We start from the raw sequence: 15,108 nt of genomic DNA, 5'->3' as shown, positions 1-15,108 counted from the left end.
GAAATGTGGTTTTGGGTTAAGCATTTATCATTAGCTATTATTTTGATTGCAGCAGCTCTTTATTTTTTATTCGGTAAAGGGCCTGTTATCGATATTAAAAATACTCAAAATGCCGCCGCACAAGGGCTTTCTCGTTTTTATTCGTCACTAAGAAATCAAGTTAACAGTAAAAATAACGAGCGTGATAAATACGTACTTAAATTAAAAGAGCCTGAAACAAGCCTAGACATGGCTCTGTTTGAGCGTGGCAAGATAGTTCAGCCCTCATCTCCAAACTGGACTGGTGATGTATTACCACGTCGCTTTGAAAGCGGAACAACATTAAAAGACGTGTTATCAGACTACGCTCGAAATGAAGAAATTGAGCTTTACTGGTACCTCAGCAAAGATTATGTCGTCAAAGATCACTTTCGTGTTGATAGCAACTTTGTGTCCGCTTTATATCAAGTGGGACGTGCTATCAACGACGACTTTGAAAATGAGGTTTATACCTTCTTTTGTTTCAAGCAAAGAGCGGCTGTTATTACAGAGCTGCCCTCTCCTTACATACGCGAAAACTGCCGCCGCTTAAGAAGCTAACACTTGCTGCCACGCACTTTGTACCAAACTTATATGCTCTTTGAGCTCAGTGCGCGGCGCACATCGACCTTGCTGGTTTAAGCTCATGACATGATAACGTGAACGGTATTCAATGTAAGCAGCCACTAGCTGATGTTGCATTTCAGAATCAATACAGCCAAGCTTAGCTGCATCCTCTAAAATACGAACATTATCAGGCCATGTCGTTAACTCTTGATACTGCGGGGCATATTTTAAGACTAAATATTGTGTAATAAACTCAATATCAGTCATTCCACCATGGTCTTGTTTTAAGTCAAATAATTCACTATTACCTTTCGCTAAGTGATTGCGCATTTTTTCACGCATTTCTATGACATCTTTTTTCAATTTTTCATCATCACGTGCTTGGCACAAAATAATTGCTCTGATCTCATCAAATCTAGAATGAAGCGACGCCTGCCCATAAATCATTCTCGAGCGAACTAAGGCTTGATGCTCCCAAGTCCATGCTTGGGTTTGTTGATAGTGATAAAAGCTTTCTAGGTTTATTGCCAACAGCCCTGACGCTCCTTCAGGCCTCAAGCGTGTATCAAGCTCGTACAAAATGCCAGATGCAGTGCGTGTGTTAAATAGATGCATTAGACGCTGTGCTAATTTTAAATAGAACTGTCTTGAATCAATCGCCTTATCACCATCGGTATAACTACTACCATCGTGATTATGCACAAACACTAAATCTAAATCAGAGTCATAACCTACTTCAAAGCCACCTGTTTTACCGTAAGCAATAACCGCGAAGCCTTTTTCTTGCTCTGTGGTATTGGTTGGTTGGCCAAAACGTGCAACACACGCATGCCACGCAATGTTCACAGCCTGCTCAACAATCGCCTCTGCCAACGCCGTTAAGTGGTCACTCACTTTCATTACATCAAGAACACCTGTCGCATCCGCTGCGGCAATTCGCAGTTGGTGTGTTTGTTTAAATTGGCGTAAGGCTTCCATTTGCAGCTCTAAATCATCGTATTCTATACGAAGGAAGTACTGTCTTATTTCGTCTTTATAAGCCGATAACGGAGTAGGCTTATAAAGTACTTGGGGATCAATCAACTCATCAAGCAAAATTGGGTAACGAGAGATATGTTCACCTATCCATTTGCTGTGACAGCACAAAGCAACCAGTTGATTTAACGCGCCAGGGTTTTCATATAAGAGCTCTAAATAAGCTGTACGAGAAATGATTTTATTGAGCACTTGGCAAATCATAGTGAAGGCATCACTACTGGCTTTACTCACTGTCAACTGCTTAAGCAGTAAAGGCATCAACTTGTCGAGAATATCTCGCCCACGGCTACCAACTTTTGCTTTTGTTAAACGTGTTTTAAAGTCATCAAGTGCCTGTTGCCACGCTAAATTACCATCATCCATCAAGGACACATCGGCCATTTCCCACGCACTAATAAATGCACTTTCACATGGATCAACGTTGTCACTTTCAAAGCCAATTACCTGCTCAAACTCACTGTGTATTGAGGCCATTGTTTCATTAATCGCTTTTAGGCACTCATCAAAGTTGGCTTTATTAAGCAGCACACATAAGCGTTGCTGGTCTTGCTCATCATCGGGCAATGTTTGAGTTTGCTTATCATCAAATATTTGTAAGTATTGCTCAATACGACGCAATGTGAGGTAATTATGCCTAAGCAGCGACGCTTCTTTAGCGTCAATAACCTGATTGTTAGTAAGCTCTTGTAAGGCTGATAAAAGTGATTGTGTTTGTAAGTTTGCCTCACGGCCACCACGCACCATTTGCAATGCTTGCACCACAAATTCAACTTCGCGAATACCACCAGCGCCCAGTTTTATATTGTTAGTTAAACGCTTTCGTCGCACTTCTTGAGCAATCATCTGTTTCATTTTTCGTAAAGATTCGATCACCGAAAAGTCAATATATCGACGATAAACAAATGGTCTTAATAACTCATAGAACTCAGCCCAATAGCTATTTTCAGCGCCTATCAAACGCCCTTTTAGCATGGCATAACGTTCCCACTCTCGGCCTTGCTCTTGGTAATAATCTTCCATTGCATTAAAGCTCATTACCAAAGGGCCACTTTCACCAAAAGGTCTCAAGCGCATATCAACACGGAAAACTTGGCCGTTAACAGTGGTTTGGTTGAGCGCCATAATTAATTTTTGCGCAACCTTAGTGTAAAAAACTTGCGCTTCAATAGAACGGCGTCCACCTTGAGTTGGCACATCTGTTGGGTAAGAAAAAATGAGATCGATATCTGAGGAGTAATTTAACTCCCCTCCCCCAAGTTTTCCCATGCCTAGTACAAGCATTGGAATAGCATTTCCAAACGCATCTGTTGGCATGCCACTGACTTTTGCAACTTGTGCGAATGCCCATTGATTTGCACAATCAATTAACTGCTCAGCAAGTGCAGAAATATAAGCGATGCTGTCTTCAATTGGGTTATCGCAACAGACATCTAAGAACGCAACCTTAAGCCAATATTTTTCTCGGTATAATCGCAACTTGGCCATCGCTGCGGCATCATCTAACTCAGTAAAGTCATCATCAGTAAGTGGCGGTTGCGGGTTACGGCAAGCCAATGTGCTTTCATCTAGCAACCAATCTTTCAAGTCGGGTTGAGATTGTAAGCAACTCCAAGCGAAGTCACTCAAAGACAGTAATTTAGCAATCAACGGGTCTACAGGCTGCTCAGGGTACAAACCGTTAAAACGAGTTTGTCCTAATTGATAAAGCGCGTCAGGAAGCGGTTGTGAATTACTCATTAAATACTCTCTTTTAACTTATCAATAACCGTACTAGAATGATTATCAAAGAATTATTTAGCAGGGATCTGCATGCATTATTTATCATTATCTAACACTAGTTTAGTCGCGATTGCTATTAGTTTTGCTGTAATTTGCATAACCATAGTACTTCTTCGTATCTTAACGCAAATTAAAGCAAAACAAGCGCTTAAAGAAGAGCTCGCACAACATGATAATTTTGCAATGGGGATTAGCTTTGCCAGTGAAATTCTCGTCGTGATTGCGACCATTGCTTATATTTTTGATGAAATCAGTTTAAGTGCGGCTCAATCAAATCCACTGAAGGTGGTCATTTTAATCGCTTTGTTATTTACCTTCATTAAAGTGGGCCATCTCATTCATCGCAAGTGGATTTTATATCGCTTTAACGAAGAAGCCGCTATTTTAAAACAAAATGTCTGTGCTGCTTTGGTTGACTCAGGCATGTTAATCGCAAACTGTATTATTAGTTTAGGCCTTTATAATTGGTGCCATACTCAAGGTTACAGCAGCTTACTAATAGCCACTGTTAGCTTTTTTGTATTACAAGGCATGTTTGCCCTGGATAGTAAAATTCGCGAGTACCGCTTTGCTAAGGCTAACCAAGGAGCTTCTTTACAGAGCAATTTTAACCTTGAAAATACCTCTATTGGTATTCGTTATGCGGGCAAATCCATTGGCCTTGCCTTAGCGGGGTATGCTGGTCTTGCCAGTGCATCATTTATTAGTGGTAAGATGGTAGAAAACCTATTCACGCTAGTCTCTCATTGCGGTGCTATGTGGGTACTGTTATATGTTTTGAGTTATATCATTAAATATATTTCATTACCGAATATTAATACATCGTTAGAGGTGGATCATCAAGATAACATAGGTATTGCCTGTATCGAGTTTGCCGTTTACGGCGCGATAGGCTATCTACTAATTAGTATGTTTTCGATTTAATATGGAAATACATAATAAGTGAGGCAGTATGCCCTTTAAAGTTAATAATTATTTGTTAGTTGATGTCGACAATGAGTTTAGCCATGCTTTTACGCATCATTATTTTGCAGGTAAAGGCGGCTCTACGTTAGTCGTTGCGGGAGCGAATAGCCGGCACATGGTTAAACTGATGTTTGACGAGCTAATAAAAGATTATTGTTACTGCGACTTTAGCAATGAAATAAGTGTTTCCGAATTGGCAAGTTACCTGCATGAGCACCATGATATAAAAGGCGTTTTAATTAACCATACTGACTACCAACTTGCCGATGACGCTCAAAAATTTATTTACAACTCGCTGCATAAAGTACGCTTTTTAATACACCAAAATGAGCAAGGATTTAATTTTATACCTTGCCCAGACGCCGCTCATATAAACCACTTATCTTGCCAAACAGACATCGCTCAAACGACAGCCGATATTCTTACATTAAGTGAAGATTTAAATAATTAATTGCACCCATCGCGCTGTATACTTACCATATTGCTAAATTATTTGATAAGCGACATCCAATGCGAATTCCTCATATTTACCAACCATCAGCAATTTCTTTAAACACCCAAGTAGCACTTGATGATGATGCTGCCGGTCATATCGGTCGAGTACTTCGCATGAAAGCTGGAGAAAAAGTCTCTATCTTCAATGGCGAAGGCGGAGAGTACTTAAGTGAAATTATTGAAGTAAGTAAAAAGAGCGTGATTGTAGAGCCGCAAGAGTTTATCAATCATGATGTAGAGTCACCGCTTAAAATTCACTTAGGCCAAGGAATTTCACGTGGCGATAAAATGGACTTTACTATTCAGAAATCTGTAGAGCTGGGAATTACTGAGATCACACCTATTTTTAGCCAACGCTGTGGTGTCAAACTAAGCGGTGATCGCCTTGCTAAAAAACATCAACAATGGCAAAAAATAGCGATTGCTGCCGCAGAGCAATCTGGTCGCAACTTTGTGCCTGTCGTACACCCGCCTATCGATATAAAAGAGTGGTTAGAGCAAACAAGCGATGCTCTGAAACTTACTCTACACCCACGCGCAGAACACAGTATAAAAACCATTCAAGTTCCAAGCGAGGGGGTGCGCTTTTTAGTTGGCCCAGAGGGCGGGTTTACGGATGAGGAAATTAATATTGCTAAGCAACAAGCTTTTGTCGATATCCGCTTAGGCCCACGTGTACTACGTACTGAAACTGCTGCGCTAACAGTACTCAGCGCACTGCAACTGCAGTTTGGTGATTTAGCGAATTGAAAACCATAAAAACACCCATATATAAAAGTAACCGACACAGTGTAGTCATTCTATTCTAAGGCAAAAACATGGCAATTAAGTTAGGCATAATCTCTGATCCAATTAGTGGCTTTAATATTAAAAAAGACACGGGCTTCGCAATGATGATGGAAGCGCAAAAACGTGGTTACGAACTTTACTACATGGAAATGGACGACCTATCGCTACGTCAAGGCCAAGGTTATGCAACTGCATCAAAAGCACGTGTTTTCGATGATGTTAATCATTGGTATGAGCTTGAAGAAAAATCAACAATTGCCCTTGCCGATTTAGACGTTATTTTAATGCGTAAAGATCCGCCTTTTGATACTGAATATATTTACGCGACCTATATTTTAGAGCGCGCAGAGCAAGCTGGAACGCTCATTGTTAATAAGCCGCAAAGCCTTCGCGATGCAAACGAGAAGCTATTTACAGCATGGTTTAGCGAACACACGCCAGATACATTGGTAACCCGCAGCCAAGCAGACATTCGTGCATTTTTAGCTGAACATAAAGATATCATTTTAAAACCGCTAGATGGCATGGGTGGTGCGTCAATCTTTCGTGTCAAAGAAGACGATGCCAATATCGGTGTAATTTGCGAAACATTAACCGAGCATGGTAACCGTTTTGCCATGGCACAAAATTATATCCCAGAGATTAAACAAGGCGATAAACGCGTCTTGGTTGTCGATGGTGAAGTCATGCCATACTGTCTTGCTCGTATACCACAAAACGGTGAAACACGTGGTAATTTAGCCGCAGGTGGTCGTGGTGAAGCTCGCCCAATAAGCGACTCAGATCGTAAAATCGCAGAAGCGGTAGCACCTACACTTAAAGCAAAAGGTCTCATTTTTGTGGGGCTGGATATCATTGGTGACCGCTTAACCGAAATTAATGTAACAGCACCAACCTGTGTAAAAGAGATTGAAGCAGCTTATGACATTTCAATCACTGGCTACTTATTTGATGCCATTGAAAGAAAACTGAGCCATACTTAATTTAAACAACAAAAGGGGCGACCTATGCAGTCATTAGAGAATCATTTCTTAATTGCAACGCCTAGCATGCAAGACCCTTTCTTTAAGCATGCTGTAACGTACATTTGTGAGCATAACCAAGATGGTGCAATGGGTTTGGTGATTAACCAACCCATCAATATCACAGTGGGTGAGTTACTCGATAAAATTGAGATCGATAACGATAAAAGCCAAGATGCGGCAAGCCTTGCTGTCTATGCCGGTGGCCCAGTAAAAACAGACAGAGGTTTTGTACTGCACTCCCCAAAGCCAGGCTATGCTGCAAGCCAAAAGCTTAGTAGTGATATTATGATCACCACATCAAAAGATGTACTGGCAAGCTTAACGACAGCAGAAGCACCCGAGCAATTTATTATTACACTGGGTTATGCCGGTTGGGAGCAAGGTCAGCTTGAACAAGAACTACTTGAAAATTCGTGGCTGATCATCAAAGCAGATCCTGAGATCATCTTTAACACCCCAGTAGAAAAGCGCTGGGAAAAAGCAGTCTCAATGCTGGGCTTTGACGTCAGTCAGTTAAGTTCCGAAGCTGGTCATGCCTAATTTTTACTGCCTTATTTTAATTGATTCATTATGACAAAAAGAACGTTTAAGCCTGTAGGCGAGCGAACCGTTATGGGCTTTGACTTTGGTACCAAAAGTATCGGTATTGCCATCGGCCAAGAGTTAACAGGTACGGCGTCAAGCCTACAAGCAGTCAAAGCTAAAGATGGTATTCCTGATTGGCAGCAAATTAAAAAACAAGTGGATGAATGGCAACCTGATCTTATGGTTGTTGGCTTGCCGCTCAATATGGATGGCACCACGCAAGAAGTGACGTTCAAAGCGAAGAAATTTGCGAACCGCCTACATAATCATTTTGCAATTCCTGTTGAAACTCAGGATGAACGCTTAACCACCGCAGACGCTAAAGCACGCTTATTTGAACAAGGTGGCTATCGCAACTTAGGCAAAGGGAATGTGGATAATATGTCTGCTGTGATTATTCTTGAGAGCTTTTTTGAACAATTTTATGGTGATTAATCTGTACTGTTAATCACGGTGTAATCGTTTAAGTTAGGGATGAAGCCTGCCTCTTTGTAGGCTTTTTCTATTGCCCCCTGTTTACGCAATTGCTTGAGCCCAGCTTGCAGCGCAGCATACGCTTGGATTGCATCAGGGTGATGCTTAGAAATAATAAAATGACGGCTATCATTGAGCTGTAAGACTATATTTGGCACCGCGACTAAACGAATGTCTTCCAAATGATATTGATTTTTGAGGCTTGGCATCAGTGGCATCATCACAAAATCAACCCACTTCATAGACACCATACGAACTTGACTCAACCACTCGTCTTCTCTCAGCAGCTCTTTTAATGGCAGCGCAGACAAGGTTTGCCAGTCTGTTAGCCATTTAGGTGTAGATACAGCAGTCAACGATTTGAAGTCTTCACGTTTTTGTAGTTTTAATACACGATGATTAGACGGTGAAGTAAATACACCAGCATAGTACTCCCCCTTGCGAATAACCGCGTCAGAAATATAAACATCTTTAGCGAGCTGCTCAGCATCAAGGGACCACACACTATCAAAACTAATCAGTAACTTACCGTCTTCAAGTAACTTAGTCTTACGAAAATTCACATTCCCTGTATGGTAGCTAAACGACTTAGTAAAGCCACCCAGCATCAAAGCTTGCTGCGCGATAATCATATCCACCACATCACGGCGGATATATGCCCCAGTAAAGTCTTTCACTTCACTGGGCTGACGGCCATTTAAGAAGCGATTATAATCGTCATACACATCGTCACGGATAAAAATAACGATGTCATTTAAGTTGCTTGCTTTTGTAGGAAAAGCACTCAAAATAAAAAAAATGCATGCTATTTTTATCCGCATCAACATCAGCTATTACCCTTTTCATCAAGGCCGTCAATAGTCACACCTTGTAAAAAGCCAGCCCCTTTTTGCTCGTTATTTTGTAACTTGATCATCAAACGTAAATCGTTTGGCGAGTCGGCATGATGCAAGGCATCGGCATAATTAATACGCTGGTGTTTATAAAGCTCAAACAAGGCTTGGTCAAAAGTCTGCATACCCATTTCTTTTGATTTCGCCATAGTTTCTTTAATTGAACCAATGTCACCGCGTTTTATAAGCTCTGCGACCATAGGAGAATTAAGCAAGATCTCGATAGCAGCCACACGGCCTTCCCCATCCGCTGTTGGCACCAGTTGCTGTGCAACAATTGCGCGTAGGTTCAGTGCTAAGTCGTATTTTAACTTATCGTGTTTTTCTTTTGGCACTAAGTGCATAATACGGTCAATGGCTTGGTTAGCATTATTAGCATGCAGGGTGGCGACACATAAATGCCCTGTTTCAGCAAAGCTTAAGGCATATTCCATGGTTTCTTGTGAACGAATTTCACCAATTAAAATAACATCAGGTGCTTGGCGTAATGAGCTTTTCAACGCTGACTCAAAGCTTTCAGTATCAAGACCTACTTCGCGTTGAGTAATAATACTTTTTTGGTGTTCATGCACAAACTCGATAGGATCTTCAATAGTAAGAATGTGCCCACGTTGATTACGATTTCGATAACCTAAAAGCGCAGCAAGCGAGGTTGACTTACCGGTACCGGTCCCCCCTACAAACAGCACCAAGCCTCGTTTTGCCATTATCACATCGGTAAGAATAGACGGTAATCCTAAATCGTTTACATCAGGAATTTGCGTCACAATTCGGCGAATAACCATACCCGCTTGGTCTCGCTGCCAAAATGCAGAAACACGAAACCGGCCTTCTTCTGTTGCAATAGCAAAGTTACATTCTTTTGTTGCGTGAAACTCATTACGTTGCTTTTCGTTCATCGCAGACTCAACCATAGCCAGTGCCTGCTCATCAGATAACTTATCGTCGGTCAGCGGCTGTAGTTCACCGTTAATTTTGGCACTAACAGGTAAGCCACTGGACACAAATAAATCGGAACCATTCTTGTCGATCATCACCTGTAAAAAGCGATTTAAAGGTATTGTCATAATTAAGTGCTCCGTTAGCCACCAAACTGAGTTTTATCTTGCGCTTTAGCTCTAGCATCTGCTGTAGTAACAATGCCGTAGTTCACTAAATTACCTAAACATTGATCCATCGTTTGCATACCATGTGATGCGCCAGTTTGAATCGATGAGTACATCTGTGCAATTTTATCCTCACGAATAAGATTTCGAATAGCAGGGATCCCTATCATAATCTCGTGCGCTGCCACTCGCCCACCCCCTACTTTTTTAAGTAATGTTTGCGAAATAACGGCACGCAACGATTCTGAAAGCATTGAGCGCACCATGTCTTTTTCTTCACCTGGGAATACATCGATAATACGGTCAATAGTCTTTGGTGCAGATGTGGTATGCAAAGTGCCGAACACTAAATGACCTGTTTCTGCGGCCGTCATGGCTAAGCGAATCGTTTCTAAATCTCGTAGCTCACCCACCAGAATTACATCAGGATCTTCACGTAACGCACTACGTAAAGCATTAGAGAAGCTGTGAGTATCACGATGAACTTCGCGTTGGTTAATAAGGCTCAGCTTATTGTCGTGAACAAATTCGATTGGATCTTCAATCGTTAAAATATGATGGTGCTTGGTCTGATTAATGTAATCAACCATCGCTGCTAAGGTGGTTGATTTACCTGAACCTGTTGGCCCAGTGACTAAAACCAAACCGCGTGGGTTATCAGCAATAGTCTTAAATATTTCCGGTGCACCTAAATCATCAAGTGTTAACACATCACTGGGGATTGTACGAAATACAGCTGCGGGTCCTCGGTTTGAATTAAACGCGTTAACACGAAAACGAGCAAGATTAGGCACTTCAAAAGAAAAATCCACTTCGAGATTTTGCTCATAGTCCTTACGCTGATTATCGTTCATAATATCGTAAACCAGACTGTTTACATCTTTTTGTTCTAATGCTGGAATATTAATACGACGTACATCGCCATCGACGCGTATCATAGGTGATACACCCGATGATAAGTGTAAATCCGAGGCCTTATGTTGCACACTAAAGGCCAATAATTCGGTAATATCCATTTATGACTCCACAACCAACTGATAATTATATGGTTACAATAGCAGAACGACTTACATCCGCCTACGCAAGAATAACTCAAGCGGCAAAAAATAATCACCGTGATGAGCAAACGATTAGCTTACTCGCTGTTTCAAAAACCAAGCCTACCGCTGATATCATCTCAGCCTATCAACATGGACAACGCCTATTTGGTGAGTCCTATGTGCAAGAGGCCGTTGAAAAGGTAGCTGCACTGCAAGACTACAACGAGATAGTCTGGCATTTTATCGGCCCTATTCAATCAAATAAAAGCGCACTTGTCGCTGCTAACTTTGATTGGGTACAAAGTGTTGACCGAACAAAAATAGCGAAACGCCTGAATGAACAACGACCAGCCGATAAAGCGCCACTCAACGTATTAATTCAAGTTAATATTAGTTTAGAAGAGGCAAAGTCAGGCTGCCACCCAGACGAGCTAATGACGCTGGCTGAATTTATTAGTCAGTGCGACAATTTATGTCTACGTGGTGTCATGGCTATCCCTGCAAAAACCGACGATAGCCAGCTACAATTACAATATTTTGAGCAATTAAGCGCTTGCTTTGATAAACTAAAGGCCCAATATCCCCAAGTAGACACCTTGTCGATGGGTATGAGTAATGATGTTGAAGCAGCGATTGCCGCAGGTTCAACTATGGTACGCATTGGCACGGATATATTTGGCCAACGAAATTAAAAGGTGATAACAGACATATGTCAGATAAAAAAATCGCATTTATAGGCACGGGTAACATGAGCTACGCCATTATTGGCGGCATGGTAAAGAACGGTTTTGCAGCTAAAAACATCATTGCAACCAATCGCAACCAAGAAAAATTAGCGAAGGTTGCTGCTGATTTCGGGGTGCAAACAACCGCGGACAACAACGCGGCACTTCGCGATGCAGATGTGATTGTATTGTCTGTTAAACCACAAATGATGGGTGATTTATGCCAATCATTCCAAGATTCAGGCATAGACTTCAGCGATAAACTATTTATTTCTGTGGCCGCTGGTTTAACCGTACAACGTCTACGTGAAATGCTAGGTCAAGACGTTAAAATGGTCCGTTGTATGCCTAACACACCATCATTACTTGGTCGTGGTGTGTCTGGTCTATATGGCGCTGGCGAAACCGTGCAAGAGCATGAATTTGTACAACAAGTTTTTGAATGTACAGGTATTGTTGTGTGGGTAGAAAACGAATCGCAAATCAATGATATCATTGCGGTAACAGGTTCATCTCCAGCTTACTTCTTCTTATTTATGGAAGCGATTGAAGAAAAAGCCAAAGCACTTGGTTTTAGCGATGAAGATGCACGCCGTTTAGTACAACAAACCGCGCTAGGCGCAGCCGAAATGACGCTTTCGCAGCAAGACATTAGTATTTCTCAGCTACGTGCCAATGTTACATCAAAAGGCGGAACAACCCATGCGGCTGTTGAGCACCTAAAAGACCAAGGTCTTGTAGGTACTGTTGCAGATGCAATGGATGCCTGTATTGCTCGTGCAGAAGAAATGGAAAAAGAACTTTAAGCTTACTTTTTTGAAGGTAAAACTATGCAAGCCATGCAATTTTTAGTTGAGATTATTTTTGATCTCTTTTTAATGGTGGTCCTTTTACGCTTTTGGTTACAAGCGGCAAAAGCTGACTTTTATAATCCTATGAGCCAGTTTGTGGTAAAAGCCACTTCATTTGCTGTTAACCCATTACGTAAAATCATCCCTGGGTTTGGTGGCTTTGACATGGCTTCTTTACTACTTGCTTATTTAGTGGCAGTAGCAAAAATAAGTGTCATTATGTTGATGTTTTATGGCGGATGGTCAGCAGCACCTGTCTTTGTTTCGGCATTTATGACGGTGATAAAAGAAGGCTTAAACCTGTTATTTTGGGTTTTAATTATCCGTGCATTACTAAGCTGGGTAAGTCAGGGCTATAACCCTATTGAAGCTGTTTTCCATCAACTAACCGAACCTATGCTGCGTCCGATTCGTAAAGTAATTCCACCATTAGGGGGCTTAGACTTATCGATTCTAGTACTCATCATTGGTTTGCAGTTTTTACAAATCCTGTTAATGGATTTTATAGGCTAACGCCATTTGTGAATTAAGAGGCCGCTAGGCCTCTTTTGTTAAGTGAGATATTCCATGAAGCAAATTATTCTTTTTACCTTCCTCTGCCTAAGTTTATTTTTAAACTTTGCTAAGGCGAATGAACAAACAGGCGCTCAATTTAAACAGCTTGGCCCTTGGGAGGTTCACTATATTGCCTTTCCATCCACCTTTATTCAGCCTAATATCGCCAAAAATTACGATTTAGACCGTAGCCCGAGCAAAGGGGTTATCAATATTTCGGTATTAAAAAACAGCGACAAAACAGCACAAACAGCGACCTTAACAGGCACCGCACGCAATTTACTTGGTAATAGTAAACAGCTTGAGTTTAAAGAAGTTATTGAAGGCGATGCGATTTATTACTTAGCGCAAATCGACTACAGCAACGAAGAGATTTACCGTTTTAACATCGAAATCAATAAAAACGGCCAAATACAAACACTGAAGTTTCAGCAAAAATTTTACGTAGACTAACTCTCATATGAACAACACCTTGGTTTTAGCCACGGGTAACCCTGGCAAAGTAAAAGAGCTGGCAAGCATGCTCAGCCCGCTTAATATTAACGTGGTTCCACAAAGCGATTTTCAAGTTCCAGACGTGCCAGAAACAGGCACCACATTTGTTGAAAATGCCATCATTAAAGCGCGTCATGCGGCGAAAATCACGGGTATGCCAGCCATTGCCGATGACTCGGGGCTTGAAGTAGATGGCCTAAATGGTGCACCTGGCGTTTACTCAGCACGTTTTGCCAAAGAAGGTGCTAGCGATCAAGATAATATCGACAAACTATTAAAAGAACTTGCTGATAACCCTATACGTAGCGCACGCTTTTGGTGTGTATTGGTACTGATGCGCCATGCAGATGACCCAACGCCACTTATTTGTAGTGCAAGCTGGGAAGGCGAAATCACCCAAAGCCAAGACGGTCAAGGTGGTTTTGGTTATGATCCGGTGTTTTATGTGCCTTCTGAGCAGTGCACCAGCGCACAACTAACTAAAGAGCAAAAGAACGCACTGAGTCACCGTGGTCAAGCTCTTAAACAACTCCTTGCGCAATTGCAGCAAAAAGGCGGCCTGTGAATTTACCGCCTTTGAGTTTATATGTGCACGTACCTTGGTGCGTGCAAAAGTGCCCTTACTGTGACTTTAATAGTCATGGCCAAAAAGGCACGATCCCCGAAAAAGAGTATGTTCAGCACCTAATTGATGATCTCAAAGCCGATCTGCATTTAGTGCAAGGGCGTAAAATCCACAGCATTTTTATTGGCGGCGGCACCCCGAGCTTATTAACGGGTGATGCTTATACTCGCCTACTTAGCGAAGTCGACAGATTAATAGGCCTAAGCGATAACTGTGAAATCACGCTTGAGGCAAACCCTGGCACTGTCGAAACAGGCCGTTTTAAAGAGTATGTTGGTGCTGGCATCAATCGTATTTCGATTGGCGTGCAAAGCATGCAAAACGATAAGCTAAAAGCGCTTGGCCGCATTCATGGTGCCGATGAAGCAAACTATGCGGCTGAACAGGCTCACCAAGCAGGATTAAACAGTTTCAACCTAGATTTAATGCATGGGCTTCCAGGGCAATCTCTTGAGGATGCACTGAACGACCTTAAAAAAATTATTGCATTAAATCCGCCACATATTTCTTGGTACCAATTAACCATAGAACCCAATACACAATTTGCCTCGAAACCACCGACGTTACCCCAAGACGATATATTGTGGGATATCCAAGAGCAAGGGCAAGCATTGCTAGCCGAAGCAGGTTATGAGCAATACGAAATTTCAGGCTATGCAAAACCTGGCTACCAATGTCAGCATAACTTAAATTATTGGCGATTTGGCGATTATCTCGGTATTGGCTGTGGCGCCCATGGTAAAGTCACCGACATAAAAACAGGGGTTATCACTCGCACTGAAAAAGTCAAGCATCCTCGCGGATACATGGACTTAGCAAAGCCTTATTTATATAAGCAATGGCGCGTAGAGGAAGATGATTTAGCGTTTGAGTTTTTTATGAACCGCTTTCGCCTTGTCGAGTCATGCCCTAAAGAAGACTTATCGTCACTGACAGGTTTATCGCAGCAAAGTCTGCAGCGAGCCTTAAATACAGCCATCGCAAAAGGGCTACTAATAGATAACACAGAAACTTGGCAGGTGAGCCAAAAAGGCCATCGTTATTTAAATGACCTGCTAGAATTATTCGTTTAACAACAAAAA

17 protein-coding genes are annotated in these 15,108 nt (G+C 41.8%); 13 read left to right on the top strand and 4 right to left on the bottom strand.

Annotated features, from left to right (window positions below):
* Window positions 1-3 precede the first annotated feature (3 nt).
* Window positions 4-579 (top strand): TcpQ domain-containing protein, encoded by a 576-nt coding sequence (locus tag LY624_RS03525; protein ID WP_130150767.1) that lies wholly within the window; start codon window positions 4-6, stop codon window positions 577-579.
* Here the strand turns inward: LY624_RS03525 and glnE are convergent.
* Window positions 568-3,360, bottom strand: coding sequence for a bifunctional [glutamate--ammonia ligase]-adenylyl-L-tyrosine phosphorylase/[glutamate--ammonia-ligase] adenylyltransferase (gene glnE / locus LY624_RS03520; protein ID WP_341803880.1), 2,793 nt, complete (start codon window positions 3,358-3,360; stop codon window positions 568-570). The genes LY624_RS03525 and glnE overlap by 12 nt on opposite strands.
* 72 nt (window positions 3,361-3,432) lie before the next feature.
* Between glnE and LY624_RS03515 the strand changes: the two genes are divergently transcribed.
* The 6 genes from LY624_RS03515 (at window position 3,433) to ruvX (ending at window position 7,697) form a co-directional block, all read left to right on the top strand.
* On the top strand, window positions 3,433-4,326 hold the full coding sequence (locus LY624_RS03515; RefSeq protein ID WP_130150765.1) for a DUF350 domain-containing protein: 894 nt from the start codon (window positions 3,433-3,435) through the stop codon (window positions 4,324-4,326).
* Between the two features lie 28 nt (window positions 4,327-4,354).
* Entirely contained in the window at window positions 4,355-4,819 is a 465-nt protein-coding gene (locus tag LY624_RS03510) for a hypothetical protein (RefSeq protein WP_130150764.1), read from the top strand.
* A gap of 59 nt (window positions 4,820-4,878) precedes the next feature.
* On the top strand, window positions 4,879-5,613 hold the full coding sequence (gene rsmE / locus LY624_RS03505; RefSeq protein WP_062570123.1) for a 16S rRNA (uracil(1498)-N(3))-methyltransferase: 735 nt from the start codon (window positions 4,879-4,881) through the stop codon (window positions 5,611-5,613).
* A 68-nt stretch (window positions 5,614-5,681) separates the two neighbouring features.
* The gene (gene gshB / locus LY624_RS03500; protein WP_130150763.1) at window positions 5,682-6,635 is read left to right on the top strand and encodes a glutathione synthase; all 954 of its coding nucleotides are present in this window, start codon (window positions 5,682-5,684) and stop codon (window positions 6,633-6,635) included.
* A 24-nt stretch (window positions 6,636-6,659) separates the two neighbouring features.
* Window positions 6,660-7,217, top strand: a complete 558-nt coding sequence (locus LY624_RS03495) for a YqgE/AlgH family protein (protein WP_341803879.1) — start codon at window positions 6,660-6,662, stop codon at window positions 7,215-7,217.
* Window positions 7,218-7,247: 30 nt separating this feature from the next.
* Window positions 7,248-7,697, top strand: coding sequence for a Holliday junction resolvase RuvX (gene ruvX, locus LY624_RS03490; RefSeq protein WP_237120139.1), 450 nt, complete (start codon window positions 7,248-7,250; stop codon window positions 7,695-7,697).
* Here the strand turns inward: ruvX and LY624_RS03485 are convergent.
* From LY624_RS03485 to LY624_RS03475, 3 genes are read right to left on the bottom strand one after another with little or no spacing between them, the layout of a single operon-like run.
* Window positions 7,694-8,557, bottom strand: a complete 864-nt coding sequence (locus tag LY624_RS03485; RefSeq protein WP_341803878.1) for a hypothetical protein — start codon at window positions 8,555-8,557, stop codon at window positions 7,694-7,696. The genes ruvX and LY624_RS03485 overlap by 4 nt on opposite strands.
* Window positions 8,558-8,562: 5 nt before the next feature.
* On the bottom strand, window positions 8,563-9,696 hold the full coding sequence (locus tag LY624_RS03480; protein ID WP_062570118.1) for a PilT/PilU family type 4a pilus ATPase: 1,134 nt from the start codon (window positions 9,694-9,696) through the stop codon (window positions 8,563-8,565).
* A gap of 14 nt (window positions 9,697-9,710) precedes the next feature.
* A complete protein-coding gene (locus tag LY624_RS03475) occupies window positions 9,711-10,751 on the bottom strand; it encodes a type IV pilus twitching motility protein PilT (protein WP_062570117.1) in 1,041 nt (346 codons plus the stop codon).
* 2 nt (window positions 10,752-10,753) lie between these two features.
* Here LY624_RS03475 and LY624_RS03470 point away from each other — a divergent pair, with 2 nt between their 5' ends.
* From LY624_RS03470 to hemW, 6 genes are read left to right on the top strand one after another with little or no spacing between them, the layout of a single operon-like run.
* A complete protein-coding gene (locus LY624_RS03470) occupies window positions 10,754-11,467 on the top strand; it encodes a YggS family pyridoxal phosphate-dependent enzyme (RefSeq protein ID WP_341803877.1) in 714 nt (237 codons plus the stop codon).
* Window positions 11,468-11,484: 17 nt separating this feature from the next.
* Entirely contained in the window at window positions 11,485-12,306 is an 822-nt protein-coding gene (proC, locus tag LY624_RS03465; protein WP_341803876.1) for a pyrroline-5-carboxylate reductase, read from the top strand.
* Window positions 12,307-12,330: 24 nt separating this feature from the next.
* Window positions 12,331-12,864 (top strand): YggT family protein, encoded by a 534-nt coding sequence (locus LY624_RS03460; protein ID WP_062570114.1) that lies wholly within the window; start codon window positions 12,331-12,333, stop codon window positions 12,862-12,864.
* 54 nt (window positions 12,865-12,918) lie between these two features.
* Complete coding sequence (locus tag LY624_RS03455; protein WP_341803875.1) at window positions 12,919-13,359, top strand: DUF4426 domain-containing protein; 441 nt, start codon at window positions 12,919-12,921, stop codon at window positions 13,357-13,359.
* A 7-nt stretch (window positions 13,360-13,366) separates the two neighbouring features.
* Entirely contained in the window at window positions 13,367-13,966 is a 600-nt protein-coding gene (locus LY624_RS03450; protein ID WP_130150758.1) for an XTP/dITP diphosphatase, read from the top strand.
* Complete coding sequence (gene hemW / locus LY624_RS03445; protein ID WP_341803874.1) at window positions 13,963-15,099, top strand: radical SAM family heme chaperone HemW; 1,137 nt, start codon at window positions 13,963-13,965, stop codon at window positions 15,097-15,099. The genes LY624_RS03450 and hemW overlap by 4 nt, the downstream gene beginning before the upstream one ends.
* Window positions 15,100-15,108 lie beyond the last annotated feature (9 nt).

The organism is Pseudoalteromonas sp. N1230-9, assembly GCF_032716425.1.
Lineage (GTDB): Bacteria > Pseudomonadota > Gammaproteobacteria > Enterobacterales > Alteromonadaceae > Pseudoalteromonas.
The sequence above is the reverse complement of the archived record's forward strand: the minus strand, read 5'-3'. Positions and strand labels throughout refer to the sequence as shown.

Coding starts and splice junctions, on each gene's coding strand:
- rsmE (WP_062570123.1), top strand. CDS start 4,879: ATGCGAATTCCTCATATTTACCAACCATCAGCAATTTCTTTAAACACC.
- LY624_RS03475 (WP_062570117.1), bottom strand. CDS start 10,751: ATGGATATTACCGAATTATTGGCCTTTAGTGTGCAACATAAGGCCTCG.
- LY624_RS03510 (WP_130150764.1), top strand. CDS start 4,355: ATGCCCTTTAAAGTTAATAATTATTTGTTAGTTGATGTCGACAATGAG.
- LY624_RS03450 (WP_130150758.1), top strand. CDS start 13,367: ATGAACAACACCTTGGTTTTAGCCACGGGTAACCCTGGCAAAGTAAAA.
- LY624_RS03455 (WP_341803875.1), top strand. CDS start 12,919: ATGAAGCAAATTATTCTTTTTACCTTCCTCTGCCTAAGTTTATTTTTA.
- glnE (WP_341803880.1), bottom strand. CDS start 3,360: ATGAGTAATTCACAACCGCTTCCTGACGCGCTTTATCAATTAGGACAA.
- gshB (WP_130150763.1), top strand. CDS start 5,682: ATGGCAATTAAGTTAGGCATAATCTCTGATCCAATTAGTGGCTTTAAT.
- ruvX (WP_237120139.1), top strand. CDS start 7,248: ATGACAAAAAGAACGTTTAAGCCTGTAGGCGAGCGAACCGTTATGGGC.
- LY624_RS03460 (WP_062570114.1), top strand. CDS start 12,331: ATGCAAGCCATGCAATTTTTAGTTGAGATTATTTTTGATCTCTTTTTA.
- LY624_RS03495 (WP_341803879.1), top strand. CDS start 6,660: ATGCAGTCATTAGAGAATCATTTCTTAATTGCAACGCCTAGCATGCAA.
- proC (WP_341803876.1), top strand. CDS start 11,485: ATGTCAGATAAAAAAATCGCATTTATAGGCACGGGTAACATGAGCTAC.
- LY624_RS03485 (WP_341803878.1), bottom strand. CDS start 8,557: ATGCGGATAAAAATAGCATGCATTTTTTTTATTTTGAGTGCTTTTCCT.
- LY624_RS03525 (WP_130150767.1), top strand. CDS start 4: ATGTGGTTTTGGGTTAAGCATTTATCATTAGCTATTATTTTGATTGCA.
- LY624_RS03470 (WP_341803877.1), top strand. CDS start 10,754: ATGACTCCACAACCAACTGATAATTATATGGTTACAATAGCAGAACGA.
- LY624_RS03480 (WP_062570118.1), bottom strand. CDS start 9,696: ATGACAATACCTTTAAATCGCTTTTTACAGGTGATGATCGACAAGAAT.
- LY624_RS03515 (WP_130150765.1), top strand. CDS start 3,433: ATGCATTATTTATCATTATCTAACACTAGTTTAGTCGCGATTGCTATT.